Here is a 16,023-nt window from a genome sequence, read left to right as displayed (position 1 = left end):
CGCGGCTGATGCATCCCGATTCGACCTTTCGCTGGGAAGACCGCGCGGAGATGCGCGATCTGGTGCGCGAGCTCGGATTCGGCACGCTCTTCGCCGCGACGCCCGACGGGCCACGCGTGGTGCATCTGCCGGTGGTGTGGCGCGATGAGACCACGCTCGCGCTGCATGTCTCGCGCGGCAATGGCATCACCAAGCATCTCGATGGCGCGACCGGGCTTTTCGTCGCGCAAGGGCCTGACGGCTATATCAGCCCCGACTGGTACGATCTCGGCAACGAGCAAGTGCCGACGTGGAATTACGTCGCGGTCGAGCTCGAGGGTCGGATGCGGCGGCTCGATCAGGCGGGGCTGGTCGGACAGCTCGACCAGCTCTCGGCCGAACAGGAAGCACGGCTCGCGCCCAAGCCAGCCTGGACGCGCGCGAAGATGACCCCTTCCGTGTTCGACCAGATGACGCGCGGGATCGTCGGCTTCACGCTCGAGGTGCAAGGCTGGCGCGGCACGCGCAAGCTCGGGCAGAACAAGCCCGACGCGGCGCGCCTTTCGGCGGCGGATGGCGTCGAAGCGGCCGGACGGCGCGGGATCGCCTATTGGATGCGCAACGCATGAGCACGATGCAGACCTCCACCGCCAACCGCCTCGCGCTGTTCGATTGCGACGGCACGCTGGTCGACAGCCAGGACAATATCTGCCGCTCGGTCGAGGAAGCGTTTTCGATCGCGCGAATCGAGGCGCCCCCGCGCGCGGCGATTCGCCGGATCGTCGGGCTGAGCCTGGTCGAGGCGATGCGGATGCTGCTGCCGCTCGGCGACGACGCACTGCACCGCAGCCTCGCGCAGGATTACAAGGATGCCTTCTTCCGGCTGCGGACCTCGGGCGCGATGGCCGAGGAGCCGCTGTACGAGGGGATCGTCGACGTGCTCGACAGCCTCGCGGCCGACGGCTGGGTGCTCGGCGTCGCGACGGGCAAGTCCGACCGTGGCCTCGCGCATATCCTCGCGCATCACGGCATCGCCGCGCGCTTCGTCACGCTGCAGACCGCTGACCGTCACCCCTCGAAACCGCACCCCTCGATGATCGAGACGGCGATGGCCGATGCCGGCGCGGTCCCGGCGACGACGGTGATGATCGGCGATACGAGCTTCGACATGCTGATGGCGCGCGCCGCCGGTGTGCGCGCGCTCGGCGTGGCATGGGGTTATCATCCGGTCGGCGAGCTGACCGCGGCCGGCGCACACGCCGTTGCCGATGTCGTGCCGGCGCTGCCGCGCTTGATGCAGGAACCGATCGCATGACCGACGCCGACACCACCGCGCGCAATCGCTATTTCCTGATCATCGGCACGCGGCTGGCGGGTGCGGCGGGCGCGATCCTCGGGCTGATCCTGATCGCACGCTCGCACGCGACCTTTCCCAAGGTGATCGGCACCGCGCTGGTGCTGTCGGCGCTGCTGATGATCGCGACCGTTCCGCGCGCGCTCGCGCGCCGCTGGCGCACCCCGCCCGAGGCATAACGCGGGTCGCGCGTCAGGGCTGGGTTTCGATCAGTTCGGCGATCTCGAAGACATGGCTTTTCCAGCCGCGCTGCGCCGCCGCCTCCGCGAGCGCCGACTTCTTGCGCTTGGCCTCGGCAAGCGACTTGGTATGGCCCCAGAACACCTCGCTCTTGCCGTTGGCGAGCAGCGCGACGATCCGCCAATAATGCGTGAACGCCGTGCTCGTCGGCCCGATCGTCTTGACATAGCCGTCGGGCAGCGTCGCGGTGAGATAGCGCTTCTTTGCCACCGCTCAGGCCTGTGGCGCGGGCCGTGCAACACAGCAAATGGCGTTCATCGAAACTCTCCTGACGGCACGGTGTGAAGCTCCCTTAGGCGATCCCACCGTCCCGCCACCATCCCTTCGCCGTACGCGTGCGGCTATCCCGCGGAGCGCCGATAGACGCTCACCGTCCCGCGCCGTGCGCGCTTGGCTTCGTACAGCGCGATATCGGCGTGGTGGAGCAAGTCGCTGCGGTCGCGCACCTCGCGGTCGAGCCATGCCGCGCCGATCGTCGCCGACACCGTCATCCCATCCTCGCCCGTGCCACCGAGCCGGCGCAGATCGCGCGCCAGCCGGTCGAGCAGCCCGGTGAGATCCTGCAACGCGGTGTCGCGCGTGATCAGCAGGACGAATTCATCACCGCCGAGCCGTGCCGCAAAGGTCCCGGCGAGATATTCGGCGCCAAGGCACGTCGCCACTTGTCGCAACACCGCATCGCCCGCGAGATGCCCCTGCGTGTCGTTGATCGTCTTGAAATGGTCGAGGTCGATCAGCGCGAGCGCGAGTCGCGTGTCTTGCCGGCGCGCCGTCGCCAGCGCCTCGTCGAGCGTCTCGTTGAAATAAGCGCGATTGGCGAGGCCGGTGAGATCGTCGCGCCGCGCGCTGTGGCGCAATTGCTGCTCCATCCGATAGCGAATCGTGATGTCCTGCATCACGCCGATCACCGCGACTGCCTTGCCGTCGCGCAATTCGAGCTCGCCCATCGAGCAGATCCGGCGGATGGCGCCCTGCGCGGTCACGAAATCGGTCTCGACCGAAAAGGGAACGCCGGTCTCGATCGTGCGCCCCAGCGCATCGACGACTTGGCTCCGCGCCGCTGGCGGATAGAAAGCGAGCGCCTCTTCGAGACCGGGCTTCACCCCCAGCGCCATGCCGTGGATCGCATAGATTTGATCGGACCATTCGGTGCGATTGTCGTCGAGCGTCAGCCGCCACGATCCGATATTGGCCATCCGCTCAGCCTGTCGGAACTGGCGATGCGTGATGTCGAGCCGCTGCATCGCCGCGCCGCGCTCCTGCGCGAGGATGCTCGCGCGCGCGGCGAGCGCACGCGCGGAAAGCAGGGATTCGGCCAGATGCCCGAGCTCGCACAGCACCGTCGCTTCGTCGGGGCTGAGCGTGCGTGGCTGATCATCGATGACGCACACCGTGCCCATCGGATAGCTGCGCTCGGGCATCGCGGGATCGGTCGCGCGGATCGGCACGCCGGCATAGAAGCGGATGTGCGGCTTCCCGAGCACCAGCGGATTGTCGGCAAAACGCGGATCGAGCGTCGCATCGGGCACGACCAGCAACCCGTCGCCGCGGATCGCATGCGCGCAGAACGAGTGCGTGCGCGGCGTCTCGCTCGCATCGAGCCCGCGCTTCGCCTTGAACCATTGGCGATCCTCGCCGACTAGCGACAGCAAGGCAATCTTAGTGCCGAGCAATCGCTGCGCACAGGCGATGATCGTTTCGAATTCTGCCTCGGGGGGCGTGTCGAGAATGTTCAGGCCATCGAGCATTGCAAGGCGGCGCGTTTCGTCGTTTCCGGCGACGGCACCGAAGGCGTGATCCATCTCGGTCATTTCGCGGGATAGCCATCGTGCGGTTAAGGAACCGCTATCGCCACAGCTCAGCTGACGCGGCGTTCGCCGTGTTCGAGCATTGCGGGAATGACGATTTCTTCCTCGTCGGCCAGATGCCGGACGAGTTGCGCGAACAGGATGTGGCTCGTGCCGGCATAGGCATCGACTGCGGGGCGAGAGTCGCCCGGCATGCCGAATGCGCGCAGCATCGTGCGTGCAGCATCGAGCGTCGCCTCAAGCCCGGCATGGATGATCCCATGGTCGCTCTCGAGCACATCGAATCCCGCCGCCATGCGCGGATCGAGCGCGCGGAATTTGGGGAAATAGGCCTGGTCTTCGATTCCGTGATGTCCGCTCAAATGGTGCAGGAAGTGATTGAGCCCCGGAACGACCGCAGCCTGAAACGCACCGACCGCCATGCTGCCCTCGCGAAAGCTCGCGGTCATGCCGTCGAGTCGCGCCGCCTGTTCGCGCAGGCTGGCATGGACGTGCAGCCAGAACGCGGTCAGCTCGCCATAATTGCGATGGCTTTGCCACTGCGCCGCAGGATAGGCCGCACGCAAATAGGCGATTTCGTCAGACAGCCCCGTCCGATCGGGCAGCAGGACAGAGGCGGGAGAAAGGGTCATGACGCGGCTCTCAGACGGCGGAAGGTCCGCGTCAAGGCGTTCGGCACACAGCCGCTTTGCACTTCTCCCATACTCTGGAGCGGACGATGGTTAAAACGACATTGACCGAACAAAGTGCGCGCGACAGGATGCGCAGATGGCGGTTGATGGTTCGATAACGCGAAGAATTCCACCTGCCGCTATCGACTCCGTGTCGCCCATGAGCGCTTGCCGCAACGAGCAGAATGAAGCGGCGGCGACCACGATTCCAATCGACCATTATTCAACCGAGGGCTTGCCTGCGGAGGACCGCTATCGGGCTTGGCGCATGCGCAATTGGCCCCGCGAGAGAGCCGTCTACCGTACCGAACCTACCGAGCCATTCAACACATGCTGGGAAGCATCCCAACTGGGCGAGGTGACGTTCGTCTATACGGAGATCACCGGACAGCGCTGGGAACGCCGCAAGGAAGACATTCGCGAGTCGGATTTCGATCCCATCATCATCAATCTGATGATCGAAGGGCTGGCGCAGGGGGATATGAACGGGCAAGCCTTCTACGAACCCGCTGGATCGCTGCATTTCCACGATCTCGGTCTGCCGTCGCTGCACGTCTCGACCGCCAGCAAGACCTATGCCGTCATCATCCCGCGCGCTGTTGCCCACGCCCGTTTCGGGCCGCTCAGCGCGCTGCACGGTCTTGTCGTGTCCCCACCGAAAAGCGACATGCTGTTCGCGCACGCCGCGCAGGTGCGTCGATCGCTCCCGCGGCTGAGCGCTGCGCTGGCGCCCGCGCTCGGTCGCGTCTTCCTCGATTTGATCGAGATATTGGTTGGTGACGTCGCGCCGGGCGAAACGCCGAGGACGTCGCCCGAACAGGCTCTGCTGTCGCGCGCCAAGGAAGAGATCGAACGGCGACTGGGAGCCGGCAATGTCACCGCGGCCAATTTGTCAGAGGTGCTTGGCGTGCCGCGTGCGCGGCTATTCGCCGCGTTCGCCGAGACGGGTGGCCTGCATGCCTATATCGTCTCGCAGCGCCTGGAGCGGGCGCGGACCGCAATCGCCGAAGTCGACCGCGGCGAAACGATCGGCGCCATTGCGCACCGGCTGGGGTTTAGCGACGCTTCGCACTTGAGCCGCAGTTTCCGCACGCGCTTCGGCATGACGCCGCGCGAATATCGCGGTCTCGTCGGCGCGCAAACGGCTCGCGATCTGGCGTCCTGACTCGGTACGGTTCTTCAACTATTTTGCTCTTGTCATTCTATCGTTACACATGCGGCGTAATTGCCGCGGTTAAGCAACCATTAACAATAAAATGGAGCAACCACGGGTAACAAGGACGGGGATAGTAACGATGGGCCGTTTCGAACGGGCGTCGAACAAGCACGCGCGAGCTCTACAGACTTTTGCGCAAAAACCGTGTGCGTCGAGCCGATGCACGGGGTTGGGACGGCGCTGCGCATGGTAGTCGAGCGTTCCATACCTTTGCAGAGCGCACCTCCTATTTTCGCGCGGAGCCACGCGGCCGAGGCACCCGCGTCGCATGACGGCAGCCTGTGCCACTGGCTGATGACCGATCCCGTGCCGCGTGTGCTGGTCGATCGCAACCTGCGGCTCGTCTGGGCGAACGAGGCCGCGGACTCGTTCCTGGCGCAGCGTCGCGATCTCGAAGTGCGCAAGGCCGCGCTGGCCGCGGTCGATAGCGCGCAACACGCGCAGCTGGTCGATGCGATCGGTGCCAGTACCGATACGACGCGCTGCTGGGAATTGCTCAGCGCAGACGACAATCATATCGTGATGCAGATCCGCCGCCTCAGCGATCTCGATCGACCGCTCATCGCCGTCACCTTCTGGCGCACCGAAACGCCGCGCTTTGCCAATCTCAGCCGGGTGTTCGATCTCACCAAGGCCGAACATGCGGTGCTGCTGAAGCTGCTGAATGGCAGCGTCGCCGACGGCATCGCCGAATGTCACGGGGTCTCGCTCGATACGGTGCGTACCCAAATCAGGTCGATCTACGCAAAGCTCGATGTCTCGTCGCGCGAAGGACTGTTCCACAAGGTCATGGCCTATGTGCTGTGACCTGCGATCACCCGCGCGGCGCCCCGGTCATCACCAATATTGGTGACGCATATTGATACGCGCGCCGCGCTGGGATAGCGTTCGGTTTCGACAGAATAGTGGCGCTGCAGAATCCTCCTATGCAATATTGGCGTGTCATTTCTTCTGCGCAGACCGACGGCAGCGAGATTCTCTTCGCGGTTGCAGACGGTGATCGCCTCACGTTGATCGGTCGCTGCCAGTGGCTCGCTGAAAGTTCTGGTCAACCCGCATGCTGGTGGAGCGACGATCTCTGCCGCGCGGTTGTGCCCACGCACTGGCTGCCGTTGCCGACGCTCAGGCCAGCGCTGCAGAGCGCCGCTGCGCCAGTCGCGCGCATGCCCGCTTGAACCGGTCCGGCCGTCACACCATCATATCCATCGCCATCTCGGCGAGGACCGTGCAGCGACGATCGGGTTCATCGCGCAGCGTGGCGAACAACGCGGCGCGCGCGGCGACTGCGGGCGCAATCTTGCCGGCCGCGCGTGTGCGGGCCGCGGCATAGGCTGCCGGCGTCCATTCGGGGAGCGCGATGACGGCCTGGGCCAGCGCCGCCGCCGATCCCATCGCCGACGGCAGCAGCGGATGCGGCGGAAGCGATGACCAGCGCGGATCGACGGCAAAGGACAGCGCAATCTCGCGCGGCGCCCGCAGGGTCGTGACCGCAAAGCGCACCGGCAAAGTAAGCGGTGTCGCATCGAAGCGTAAGGCGCGCGCCATCACGCCGTGCCGTCCGATCGGGAAATACTGCCAGACTGCCGCCCCGGTCCGCCACGCGAGCACCGAGTCGAGCAGAATAGGGTAGCGAAGCCCGAGCGGATCGGGACTGCGATAATCGATCATGGTGGCCAGGATCGCTGGCCCCGCCGTGGGCGGCGGTGGTCGGAGATCGAGCACGAGGCCGGCCCGAATTTCGCCGCGCGGCGTCGCGATGATCTGGTCGCCGCGAGGAATCGCCGAGACGTTGCGCCAGCATCGCGTCGAGCCAAGGTGGGCAAACACTTCGGCATGGAGTTGTGCCGGGTCGATCAAACCAAGCGCGTCGGCCACGCTGTGCGTCTCGTCGCCCAGCTCGACATAGTAGCGCGGCCATTCCCCGACGATCAGGGGCTCGATTACCAGCGACATCGCCGTCCCTACGTCGCGCAGCCGGAACGGCGCGATCGGGCCACCGCCGAAGCGATCGCACGCTTCGATGAGGAGGACCTGCGCCTCGGGCCGCCAGCGCGCCAGTGCCAGGGCGACCAGACTTCCGTGTAATCCCCCGCCGACGATTGCCACGTCGATCGTCCGCGACTCGATCGACATTGCGCCCCGCCTCTCCCCTCTGCGCGCTCGGCCATCCGGTTCCGGTCGCGCTATGATGTTCTTAACGTGTCAATAAGGGACAGATGCCGCGGCGGCGCCCGGCATGTAAGGTTAATATCCCGTTTTAAATAAGTCTCTAATCAATGGTGGTGATGCGGCCGGATCGGTCCCGCCCTTAACGCTTTCTTTACCAGCTCGGAACTGACCTCGTCGAGTCGAGGCGGACCCCGGGGCTGGCAACGGGGGCTTGCAAACCGATGGCATACGGTCGTGGAAAGGCATGGGCATTGGCGATCGCGCTCGTGGCGCCGTCGACCGCCTTTGCCGCCGACGCCGACCATATCGCGATCGACGTTACCGCGACGATCGCCGAGCGGTGCGGCATTGCCCGCGGTCCCGCGACACTGGCGAGCGCCGCCTTGCCCGACCTCGAAACCGCGCAGACCCTCGGCTTCGATTTTCAGCTCGATTGCAACACGCCCTTCGCGATCGCGGTGAGCTCGAGCAACGGGGCAATGGTGCTCGACGATCCGACGCGCGCGGGCCCTGTCGGCCGGACCGAAACGGGCTTTTCGAACCGCAAGGCCTATTCGGTCGCGCTGGCGCTCGAAACCGACGATGCGCCGATCGCGACGCGGCCCTGCGATGCCGCCGACCTCGTCGCGGCCGGCAGCGCCTGTCCGTTCTATGGCACTGTCGCCGGCCAGGGCCTGTCGTCGGGCCGCCGCACCGCGATCCGCCGCAACGGCCGCGTGATCGTCGGCTGGCGTGGCGGCGACGACGGCATCCGCCGCGCCGCAGGCACTTATCAGGATACGCTCACCATCGTCGTCGGGCCGCGCACATGATGCGCCGCGCCCCTGCGCTGGTGATCCCGCCATTCCAACGTTGGACGCGCGCTCCGTCCAACAGGAGTCCAATCAAGGTCGCACCGCGCGGCTGCGATCGGAACGATAGTCGAGCGCAGCAACCAGGTGGGAGACCTACGACATGAAGACCATCACGATCCTCGCGACCGCGGCCGTCGCCGCGATCGCCACGCCTGCCTTCGCGCAGGACAGCAACAATCACGACGTGACCATCACCGTCCAGGGCAGCACGCCGGCCAAGTGCAACATCGCTGCCGACGATTCGACGATCACCCTGACCGGCTACGACCTGACCAACGATCAGGGTCGCGTTCGCAACAACGTCGACCAGAAGGTGGCGAACGCCCTCAGCGGCCTCAACCTGAAGGCCTGGTGCAACGGCGCCCGCAACGGCGTGGCGGTATCGCGCTCGGCGCTGATCACGGGCAACGGCAACGCGGTAAACGGCTTCAACCAGGCGATCGTCTATGATCTCAACGTGCTGATCGATGGCGCGACGCGCGATGGCGCAGCGTTCTTCGACGGCACGAGCGATGGCCCGGCCAACGGCCCTGGCATCGGCGCCGGCTCGGGCATCGCCGTTCCCGCCTTCGGTCCGACCGGCCAGGGTTCGAAGATCAGCTTCGTCACCGAACCGGGCACGTCGGTTGACGCCGTCAGCAACGGCCAGGGCGGCGCTGAGGTCACCCGCGCCGTGTTCAACGGTTCCGAGAACAACGCGGCGCGCATGGTCGCCGGCACCTATACGGGCACCGTCACGCTGACGCTCACCCCCGGCAACTGATCCACAACCACCTGTAAATTCTCTCTGAAAGGACTATCATCATGAAGACCCTGTATCTGCTCGCGGCCGCGACGGCCGTCATCGCCACCCCCGCCTTCGCGGATGAGTCCTCGAACAACCATGACGTCGCCGTCACGGTTCAGGCCGACACCCCCGCCAAGTGCAACATCGCGGCCGACGACCAGACCGTCACGCTCGCCAATTACGATCTGACCAACGACACTGGCCGCGCGCGCGGCAATGTCGGCACGACGATCGGCAACGCACTGACCGGCCTCAACATGAAGGCCTGGTGCACCGGCGGCGCGAACGGTGTCGTGCTGACGCGCACGTCGCTGCAGAAGGACGGCTCGTCCGGCGGCCTGACCGACAGCGGTTTCGCGCAGAACATCGTCTATGATCTGGCGCTCAAGATCGACGGCCTGAGCCGCTCGGATCGCTCGGACGATCTGATCGAAGCCACCGAAGATGGCACCGGCGGCCCAACCGTCGGTCGCTTTGGCCCGACCGGCGCAGGCGCGACGCTGACCTTCGTGAACTTCGGTGATGCTTCGACCGCAACATCGGTCGCCGGTGCCGGCACGCTGCCGCGCGCAAGCTACGACACGTCGACCGCCCGCCTGGTCGCCGGCAATTACACCAGCACCGTCACGCTGACGCTGACGCCTGGCCTGTAAGACTACCCGCCGGGGCGGGATTCTCCCGCCCCGGCCTTTTTCCTTCCGTCGAAAGTACCGCGTTGAGCGATTTCCGGTTCTGTCTTGGAGCAATGGCGCTGCTGGCAACGGCGATGCCTGCCCATGCCCAGACCGACCCGACCGGACCCGACAGCGTCACCGTCCGCTTCGTCGGCGGCGTGCCACCCGTGTGCCAGATCGGCGGATCGACCGATACGCGCGGCAGCTTCGATCTGGGCGTGCTGATCGATACGCAGACCGGCTTGCTGCGTCGCAATCTCGCGCCGCCGCAGAAAGAACTCGGCGACACCTGGTGCAACGCCCCGTCCGAAATCGAGATTTCCGCGATCGAACTGACCCCGCAAGGCGCGACCGCGCAATTGCGCAGCGGCTTCACGAACGCCATCCACTATACTGCAACCGCGTCGGGCTGGACCGATACTGCAGCAACCTATCGTACCGACGGCGCGACCACCCAGCGCGACGCGGTGCAGACCGCCCCCGATCCGCGCGTCGTCCCGCTCATCATCACCGCCAGCGATTTCCGGCTGCGCGAGGGCAGCGCCACGCGTCCGCTGGCGAGCCGTGCCTATCTCGGCGCGATCCGCGTGACCTTGAGGCCGCTGCCATGACCGCCCTGCCCGTTCGCCTCGCCCCCGCGCTCCTGCTGATGACATGCGCGATGCCGGCCACTGCGCAGATCGCGCCTGCAGCACCGCAACCGACGTCGGCGCTCCCCGTCACGGGCAGCGTGCCCGATCTTTGCATCCTCGGCGACCCGCGGCTCGACACGGGCAGCGCGGCGCTCAACGTCAACGCGCTGACCGGACGGATCCTGCGGATCGCAGCGCTGACCGATCCGACCAACCTGTCGACCCGGCCGGTGCGCGCATCGCTCGCCTTCGATGCCGCGTGCAACTATCCCTACACGCTCACGGTCGCGTCGCGGAACAACGGGCTGTGGCGCCAGACGATCGGCACGCCGACGCCCAATGGCTTCGGCAATGCCGTTCCCTATCTCGCCGATGTCACGTGGCAGGAGAACAGCGTTCGCCTGGACGCCGATGCGACGACGCGCGCACCCAAATCGGCGGGCTTCAGCTCGGCGACGGCGGCGGCCGGGACGATCACGATCGATTTCCGCGTCCTGCCCGGCGCGACCAACGCGCTGGCCAATGCGCCGCTCGTCGCGGGCGACTACACCGATACCCTCACCGTCACGCTGGGAGCGCAATGATGCGGATCGCGCTCCTGCTCGCGACCCTGACGATCGCGCTCCCGAGCGCGACATTTGCGCAGACCAGCTCGGCGGGCGTGCTGTCGGGCGAAGGCACTGCCGGCGCGCGTGATCTGGTGGTCGAGGGCACCGCGCCGCCCGGCTGCGTGATCGGGTCGCCGAGCGCGACCGAGCAGGACAATGCGCGCGTCACCGTCGCGCAATCGGGCGGTCTCGACGTCGCGCTGGGCGGCCCCGGGTTCATCAATCCGCTCACCGGCGTGCCCAATCCCGCCGCCATTCGCATAGCGTTGCCGATCACCTGCAACACCGCGCACCGCATCCAGATCGAAAGCCGCAATGGCGGGCTGGTGAACGAAGCGGGCAGCGGCCCGACCGGCGCCTTGCGCAACCGGCTCGATTTCAGCGTGTCGCTGGAATGGGCCGGGACCAGCGCGGGGTTCGATACCAGCACGGCACGCACGGTGCAGACGCTTGTCGGCAACGCTGCGACCGGTACCGCGCAGATCGGCATTCGCATTCCCGGCGGCGGCACGCCGCTCGTCGCGGGCATTTACAACGACACCGTAACGATACGGGTCGAAGCAACATCCTGACCAGGATGGGTGGGGGGGACATTACGTGACGTACCTGGCGCGCTTGCGCATGATGCTGATATTTGCCGTCGGCGTCGCGATCTTCGCGGCGGCGGCGGTGGCGATGACGGTTCAGCCGGTGATCGTCGATCTGTCGACGACCGGCAGCCGTACGTCGCAAGTGGTGACGGTCGAGAATTCGTTCACGACCCCGCTGCCGATCGAACTTCGCGCGACCGAAGCCGATTTCAAGGACGGGGCGCTCGTCGCCTCGACCCGCGAGGCGAAGGATCTGCTGATCTTCCCACCGCAGGCGATCGTGCCGCCGGGGCGCTCACAATCGTTCCGCATCCAGTGGATCGGCGATCCCGACATCAAGACCAGCCGGCACTTCTTCCTGACGGTGGCGCAATTGCCCGTGAAGCTGCCCGCCGGCCAGTCGGCGGTGCAGATCCTCTACAATTTCCAGGTGATCGTCAGCGTCGCCGCGCCGGGGGCGAAATCGGCGATCGAGGTCAAGTCGGCCGAAGCGGTCAAAGGGGTGGATGGCAAGGTTCGCTTGCTGCTCAACCTGCAGAACCAGTCGAACACCTATGGCTATCTGGCCGAAGGAACGCTGAAAATCTTGCAGAAGGACCGGCAAGGCAAGGAAGTCTTCAAGAAGTCGATGAACAGCGCCGAAATCCAGCAGCAGTTTGGATACGGTCTGGTTGGGGCGGGGCAAGTACGGAAGCTGCAGACTCCTTTAGATTTGCCGCTCGACGGGGGGTCAGTTGAGGCAGTCTACACGTCCAAATCACGGCGCTAGCGTGATGGCAGCGCTGTTGGCGAGCAGCGCGTTGCTGCTCGCCGAAGCTCCGGCTGCGGCCCGCTCCACCCTGTTCGTCGATCGAACGGTGCCGTGGCGGCCGGACCGCGCCGAGCCGCGCGCGCAGCTCTGCCACCTGATCTGCGATGCCCGAGCCGCGGGGACCACCGCGCCGCCGCCCGGGCGCGACCGTGGACCGCTGCTGCCGAAATTCGCGGCCGATGCTGGTGCGCCGGTGGTGTCGGGCGGCAGCAATGCGTTCCTCGGCGACGCGCCGCAACCGCAGCGGTCCGCGCCGCCCCCGCCAGCGGCGCCGGCCGACGCCACCGGCCCCAAGCTCAATCCGACCGGACGCGACATCGTGCTCACCGCGCCGCTCCGCGACGGGCCGTTCGCGCTGGGCGAAGTGCCGTTCACGCTGACGCGCGACGATCATGTGCTGGTCAACGCGCCGGCAGTGCTCAAGGCGGTCAAGCCCGTCATCGATCCACTCGCCTATGACAAATTGGCCAGCGGGCTCGGCGGGTTGGGCGATACGCCGGTCGAGCAATTCTCGGCGTTCGGCTATCTCATCAGTTACGATCCCCAGACGATCGGGCTGGTCATCGTCATTCCGCCGACGGCGCGGACGCGGCGCGATGTCCGCCTTGCGCAGTTGAGCCAGGACGTCGTCGGCGACGTCGACCGCCCCGCCGGAGTCGCGGGCTACGTCAATCTGCGGACGAGCGCCGATTATGAATGGCAGGGTTCGAACCGCGGCCTGCAGAGCCCGATCGTTTCGACCGATTGGGCGCTGCGCGCGCACGGCGTCGTGCTCGAGGGCGAAGGCACGCTGCAGATCGGCCAGCGTGGTTCACCGACGCTCTTCCAGCGCGAGGGCACGCGCTTCGTCTATGACAATGATCGGCTGCTCGCGCGGGTAACCGTCGGCGATCTGCTGCCAGTGACGCGCGGTTTCTCGGGTGCGCCGCAAATGGCGGGCGTGTCGTTCGCGCGCACCTACTCCGTGCTGCAGCCGCAGCGCAACGTCCAGCCGACGGGCAGCCAGACCTTCACCGTCGTGCGCCCGTCGAACGTCGTCGCCTTCATCAACGGCCAGCAGATCCGGCAGATCCGGCTCGAGCCCGGCACCTACAACGTCCGCGATTTCCCGTTCGTGCAGGGCCTCAACGACGTCCGATTGCAGATCACCGACGACAGCGGGCGGCAGGAAACGCTCGAATTCTCGCTATTCTTCGACCGTACGCTGCTCGCCAAGGGCCTCACCGAGTTCGGCGTCTATGGCGGTGTGCTCGCGCCGACGACCAATACCGGGCGCAACTATCGCTTCAACCAGCCCGTCGCGAGCGGGTTCATCCGGCGCGGCATCTCCGACACGCTCACCGCCGGCGCCAATTTCCAGGCACAGAAGCGCGGCGCGACGGCGGGGGTCGAGGTTGTCTGGGCGAGCCCGCTCGGGACGGTGGGATTCGATCTTGCCGCCTCGCGTGTCAGCGGCGTCGGCACGGGCTATGCGCTCAATGCCTCGATCCAGCGGACGTTCGGCGGCACTGGGTCGCGCGGCAAGGCGTTTGCACTGACGTTCGAGACGCGCAGCCCCAAATTCGCGACCCCGAACGATATCGCGGCCGACAATCGCTATGCCTTCGAGGCCGGCGCGACCTATTCGCAGGCGATCGGCGAGTTCCAGTTCGTTTCGGTCGACGGCCGCTATTCGAAGGGACGCAGCGGCTTTTCGGACCAGCAATCGGCGCGGCTGACCTACGGTTTCCGCCTGTCGCAACGACTCAACCTGCAGGCGCAGGGCCTTTACGACAATCGCAACGTCGGCGGTTCGTCCTATGGCGGGCGCCTCGGCCTCACATTGCGGCTGGGCGGGCGCAGCAGCGCCACTGCCGAATATGAATCGCGCGGCGGACGCGGCCGGATCGGCTATCAGACCTCGTCGGGCACCGGCGTCGGCGCCACCTCGCTCGCGGTCAACGCCGATTACGGCCAGGGCGCGTTCGGGGTTGACGGCGGCGTCAGCTATACCGCCAATCGCGCCGAGCTCGCGGTCTCGCACACCACGGCTTTCGATGCTGGCGGGTTCAAGGTCACCGATCAGCGCACCTCGGCACGGCTCGGCACCGCGCTGGTGTTCGCCGATGGCCATTTCGCGATCTCGCGGCCGGTCTATGACGGGTTCGCGCTGGTCACGCCGCATCGCTCGCTGAAGGGCACGCAAGTCGTCGTCAATCCGTCCGACGGGCATTATACCGCGCGCTCGGGCTTGCTCGGCGGCGCGGTCGCAAACGATCTGTCGGCCTTTGCCGACCGCGTCGTCACCTTCGACGCGCCCAAGGCGCCCGCGGGCTATGATCTGGGCGCAGGCAACATTCGCGTCTATCCGCCGTACAAGGCCGGGTATCTCGTCACCGTCGGATCCGATTATTCGATCACCGCGATCGGCACCTTCAAGCTCGAGGATGGGTCGCCGGTCAGCCTGCTCGCGGGCGAAGCGTTCGAGCTCGCCAAGCCCGGCGCCAAGCCGGTGACGGTGTTCACCAATCGCGAAGGCCGCTTCGGCCTGTCGGGCTTGCGCCCCGGCAAGTGGCGGATCGAAATGCCGACCGAGCCCAAGAGCAGCGCGATCATCGAGATCGCCAAGGATGCAAGCGGCGTGGTGCGCCTGAACGATGTGAAGCTGGAGACGAAATGATGCGCGCTTCTATCCTTATCGCCGCGGCGATGCTGGCGAGCCCGGTAGCGGCCTGGGCCGGCCCGACCAATTGCGCGCAGTTCGAGATCCTCAACCAGGGGATCCAGCGGACGTACAACCCGTTCAGCCCGTCCGAATATGTCGATGTGTTCACGCTGCGCGTGCTGCGCACCGATCCGAATGTCAGCTCGGTTCGCTTCCTCCTGGTCGATTCGACCGGGCGCAACGGCGCGCCGAAGTTCGGGACCGACGGTCCCGATCTCTACACGATCGACTGGCTCGAGGATCGCGGGCGGCGCGTGTTCGTGACGACCGCCGAGTCGGTGACCGATCTCAATTCGGCGCGCGTCGGCTTTGCACGCGCGCGCGACATGAGCGAGACGGTCTTCCGGCTCAGCATCGGGCGCGGGCAGCAGGCCTATGCCGGTCGCTATGCCGAGCGGCTGGTGGTCCGCTACCAATGCTATGCCGGCAGCGACCTGTTCGGCACGCAGCAGGAACAGTATAACGGCCAGACCGAACTTGCGGTCACCGTGCCGCGGATCGTATCGGCCTATGTCGGCGGGACCGGCCAGCAGCGCGGCGAGATCGCGTTTGGCGAATTGGGCAACGGTGCAGCGCTCGTCCGTAACGCATCGGTCACCGCGCTCAGCACGCTGCCCTATGCGGTCGACATCGCGACGGACAACGGCCAGCGTCTACGCCGCGGCCGCGATCAGACCGGCGCGATCGGCTATCGCCTCAAATATGCAGGGATCACCGTGCCCGGCGCAACGACGATCGCCTGCCCCGTCACGCAAATGCCAGTGGGCGACGTCAAGCTCGTCGAAGTCGCGCTCGATCCGGCCGCGGTCGCCAGCCAGCCGGCCGGTGACTATAGCGACACGATCACGCTGACCTTCCGCCCGAGCGACGGCTATGCCGGATCGACCTGCACCGCGACGACAGCGACGGCGCCGTAATCCGCGTCG

The 16,023-nt window shown here is 66.3% G+C and carries 18 protein-coding genes; 14 read left to right on the top strand and 4 right to left on the bottom strand.

The window, feature by feature from the left end:
- Positions 1 to 8 precede the first annotated feature (8 nt).
- From ABIB28_RS16035 to ABIB28_RS16025, 3 genes are read left to right on the top strand one after another with little or no spacing between them, the layout of a single operon-like run.
- Positions 9 to 608 carry an FMN-binding negative transcriptional regulator gene (locus tag ABIB28_RS16035; RefSeq protein ID WP_354289089.1) on the top strand — a complete coding sequence of 200 codons (600 nt, stop codon included), beginning with the start codon at positions 9 to 11 and terminating at the stop codon, positions 606 to 608.
- The gene (locus ABIB28_RS16030; protein ID WP_354289087.1) at positions 605 to 1,294 is read left to right on the top strand and encodes an HAD-IA family hydrolase; all 690 of its coding nucleotides are present in this window, start codon (positions 605 to 607) and stop codon (positions 1,292 to 1,294) included. Before ABIB28_RS16035 ends, ABIB28_RS16030 begins: the two co-directional genes overlap by 4 nt.
- Positions 1,291 to 1,512: a hypothetical protein gene (locus tag ABIB28_RS16025; RefSeq protein ID WP_354289085.1), complete on the top strand. Its 222-nt coding sequence runs from the start codon at positions 1,291 to 1,293 to the stop codon at positions 1,510 to 1,512. The genes ABIB28_RS16030 and ABIB28_RS16025 overlap by 4 nt, the downstream gene beginning before the upstream one ends.
- 13 nt (positions 1,513 to 1,525) lie before the next feature.
- Here ABIB28_RS16025 and ABIB28_RS16020 read toward each other — a convergent pair whose 3' ends face one another.
- The 3 genes from ABIB28_RS16020 to ABIB28_RS16010 all read right to left on the bottom strand — a co-directional run bounded on the left by ABIB28_RS16020 (position 1,526) and on the right by ABIB28_RS16010 (position 4,013).
- Positions 1,526 to 1,783: a hypothetical protein gene (locus tag ABIB28_RS16020; protein ID WP_354289083.1), complete on the bottom strand. Its 258-nt coding sequence runs from the start codon at positions 1,781 to 1,783 to the stop codon at positions 1,526 to 1,528.
- A 131-nt stretch (positions 1,784 to 1,914) separates the two neighbouring features.
- Positions 1,915 to 3,384: a diguanylate cyclase domain-containing protein gene (locus ABIB28_RS16015; RefSeq protein ID WP_354289081.1), complete on the bottom strand. Its 1,470-nt coding sequence runs from the start codon at positions 3,382 to 3,384 to the stop codon at positions 1,915 to 1,917.
- 47 nt (positions 3,385 to 3,431) lie between these two features.
- Positions 3,432 to 4,013: a hemerythrin domain-containing protein gene (locus tag ABIB28_RS16010; protein WP_354289080.1), complete on the bottom strand. Its 582-nt coding sequence runs from the start codon at positions 4,011 to 4,013 to the stop codon at positions 3,432 to 3,434.
- Between the two features lie 136 nt (positions 4,014 to 4,149).
- Between ABIB28_RS16010 and ABIB28_RS16005 the strand changes: the two genes are divergently transcribed.
- Both ABIB28_RS16005 and ABIB28_RS16000 read left to right on the top strand, forming a co-directional pair.
- A complete protein-coding gene (locus tag ABIB28_RS16005; RefSeq protein WP_354289078.1) occupies positions 4,150 to 5,217 on the top strand; it encodes a helix-turn-helix domain-containing protein in 1,068 nt (355 codons plus the stop codon).
- Between the two features lie 237 nt (positions 5,218 to 5,454).
- The gene (locus tag ABIB28_RS16000; protein ID WP_354289076.1) at positions 5,455 to 6,075 is read left to right on the top strand and encodes a helix-turn-helix transcriptional regulator; all 621 of its coding nucleotides are present in this window, start codon (positions 5,455 to 5,457) and stop codon (positions 6,073 to 6,075) included.
- Between the two features lie 381 nt (positions 6,076 to 6,456).
- On the opposite strand, the gene ABIB28_RS15995 is transcribed toward ABIB28_RS16000, so the two are convergent.
- On the bottom strand, positions 6,457 to 7,401 hold the full coding sequence (locus ABIB28_RS15995; RefSeq protein WP_354289074.1) for a lycopene cyclase family protein: 945 nt from the start codon (positions 7,399 to 7,401) through the stop codon (positions 6,457 to 6,459).
- Between the two features lie 287 nt (positions 7,402 to 7,688).
- Between ABIB28_RS15995 and ABIB28_RS15990 the strand changes: the two genes are divergently transcribed.
- The 9 genes from ABIB28_RS15990 (at position 7,689) to ABIB28_RS15950 (ending at position 16,014) form a co-directional block, all read left to right on the top strand.
- Positions 7,689 to 8,249 carry a hypothetical protein gene (locus ABIB28_RS15990; protein WP_189675949.1) on the top strand — a complete coding sequence of 187 codons (561 nt, stop codon included), beginning with the start codon at positions 7,689 to 7,691 and terminating at the stop codon, positions 8,247 to 8,249.
- A gap of 142 nt (positions 8,250 to 8,391) precedes the next feature.
- A complete protein-coding gene (locus ABIB28_RS15985) occupies positions 8,392 to 9,054 on the top strand; it encodes a hypothetical protein (RefSeq protein ID WP_133186138.1) in 663 nt (220 codons plus the stop codon).
- Between the two features lie 41 nt (positions 9,055 to 9,095).
- Positions 9,096 to 9,731 (top strand): hypothetical protein, encoded by a 636-nt coding sequence (locus tag ABIB28_RS15980; RefSeq protein WP_354289072.1) that lies wholly within the window; start codon positions 9,096 to 9,098, stop codon positions 9,729 to 9,731.
- Between the two features lie 92 nt (positions 9,732 to 9,823).
- Positions 9,824 to 10,363 (top strand): hypothetical protein, encoded by a 540-nt coding sequence (locus ABIB28_RS15975; protein ID WP_354289070.1) that lies wholly within the window; start codon positions 9,824 to 9,826, stop codon positions 10,361 to 10,363.
- Positions 10,360 to 10,968, top strand: coding sequence for a hypothetical protein (locus ABIB28_RS15970; RefSeq protein WP_354289068.1), 609 nt, complete (start codon positions 10,360 to 10,362; stop codon positions 10,966 to 10,968). Before ABIB28_RS15975 ends, ABIB28_RS15970 begins: the two co-directional genes overlap by 4 nt.
- Positions 10,968 to 11,564, top strand: a complete 597-nt coding sequence (locus ABIB28_RS15965; RefSeq protein WP_354289066.1) for a hypothetical protein — start codon at positions 10,968 to 10,970, stop codon at positions 11,562 to 11,564. The genes ABIB28_RS15970 and ABIB28_RS15965 overlap by 1 nt, the downstream gene beginning before the upstream one ends.
- 52 nt (positions 11,565 to 11,616) lie before the next feature.
- Complete coding sequence (locus ABIB28_RS15960) at positions 11,617 to 12,351, top strand: fimbrial biogenesis chaperone (RefSeq protein ID WP_354289064.1); 735 nt, start codon at positions 11,617 to 11,619, stop codon at positions 12,349 to 12,351.
- Between the two features lie 4 nt (positions 12,352 to 12,355).
- Positions 12,356 to 15,052: a fimbria/pilus outer membrane usher protein gene (locus ABIB28_RS15955; RefSeq protein WP_354289062.1), complete on the top strand. Its 2,697-nt coding sequence runs from the start codon at positions 12,356 to 12,358 to the stop codon at positions 15,050 to 15,052.
- Complete coding sequence (locus ABIB28_RS15950; RefSeq protein WP_354289060.1) at positions 15,049 to 16,014, top strand: hypothetical protein; 966 nt, start codon at positions 15,049 to 15,051, stop codon at positions 16,012 to 16,014. Before ABIB28_RS15955 ends, ABIB28_RS15950 begins: the two co-directional genes overlap by 4 nt.
- Positions 16,015 to 16,023: the final 9 nt, after the last annotated feature.

The sequence above is a fragment of the Sphingomonas sp. UYEF23 genome, from assembly GCF_040546165.1.
Taxonomy (GTDB): Bacteria; Pseudomonadota; Alphaproteobacteria; order Sphingomonadales; family Sphingomonadaceae; genus Sphingomonas; species Sphingomonas glacialis.
Note: the sequence above shows the minus strand (reverse complement) of the source record. Positions and strands in the feature narration are given on the sequence as shown.

Excerpts from the sequence above, each read along its gene's own strand:
- ABIB28_RS15950 (WP_354289060.1), top strand. The coding sequence starts at position 15,049 with ATGATGCGCGCTTCTATCCTTATCGCCGCGGCGATGCTGGCGAGCCCG.
- ABIB28_RS16010 (WP_354289080.1), bottom strand. The coding sequence starts at position 4,013 with ATGACCCTTTCTCCCGCCTCTGTCCTGCTGCCCGATCGGACGGGGCTG.
- ABIB28_RS15985 (WP_133186138.1), top strand. The coding sequence starts at position 8,392 with ATGAAGACCATCACGATCCTCGCGACCGCGGCCGTCGCCGCGATCGCC.
- ABIB28_RS16035 (WP_354289089.1), top strand. The coding sequence starts at position 9 with ATGCATCCCGATTCGACCTTTCGCTGGGAAGACCGCGCGGAGATGCGC.
- ABIB28_RS16000 (WP_354289076.1), top strand. The coding sequence starts at position 5,455 with ATGGTAGTCGAGCGTTCCATACCTTTGCAGAGCGCACCTCCTATTTTC.
- ABIB28_RS16005 (WP_354289078.1), top strand. The coding sequence starts at position 4,150 with ATGGCGGTTGATGGTTCGATAACGCGAAGAATTCCACCTGCCGCTATC.
- ABIB28_RS15955 (WP_354289062.1), top strand. The coding sequence starts at position 12,356 with ATGGCAGCGCTGTTGGCGAGCAGCGCGTTGCTGCTCGCCGAAGCTCCG.
- ABIB28_RS15960 (WP_354289064.1), top strand. The coding sequence starts at position 11,617 with ATGCTGATATTTGCCGTCGGCGTCGCGATCTTCGCGGCGGCGGCGGTG.
- ABIB28_RS16030 (WP_354289087.1), top strand. The coding sequence starts at position 605 with ATGAGCACGATGCAGACCTCCACCGCCAACCGCCTCGCGCTGTTCGAT.
- ABIB28_RS15970 (WP_354289068.1), top strand. The coding sequence starts at position 10,360 with ATGACCGCCCTGCCCGTTCGCCTCGCCCCCGCGCTCCTGCTGATGACA.
- ABIB28_RS16025 (WP_354289085.1), top strand. The coding sequence starts at position 1,291 with ATGACCGACGCCGACACCACCGCGCGCAATCGCTATTTCCTGATCATC.
- ABIB28_RS16015 (WP_354289081.1), bottom strand. The coding sequence starts at position 3,384 with ATGACCGAGATGGATCACGCCTTCGGTGCCGTCGCCGGAAACGACGAA.
- ABIB28_RS15995 (WP_354289074.1), bottom strand. The coding sequence starts at position 7,401 with ATGTCGATCGAGTCGCGGACGATCGACGTGGCAATCGTCGGCGGGGGA.
- ABIB28_RS15965 (WP_354289066.1), top strand. The coding sequence starts at position 10,968 with ATGCGGATCGCGCTCCTGCTCGCGACCCTGACGATCGCGCTCCCGAGC.
- ABIB28_RS15980 (WP_354289072.1), top strand. The coding sequence starts at position 9,096 with ATGAAGACCCTGTATCTGCTCGCGGCCGCGACGGCCGTCATCGCCACC.
- ABIB28_RS15975 (WP_354289070.1), top strand. The coding sequence starts at position 9,824 with ATGGCGCTGCTGGCAACGGCGATGCCTGCCCATGCCCAGACCGACCCG.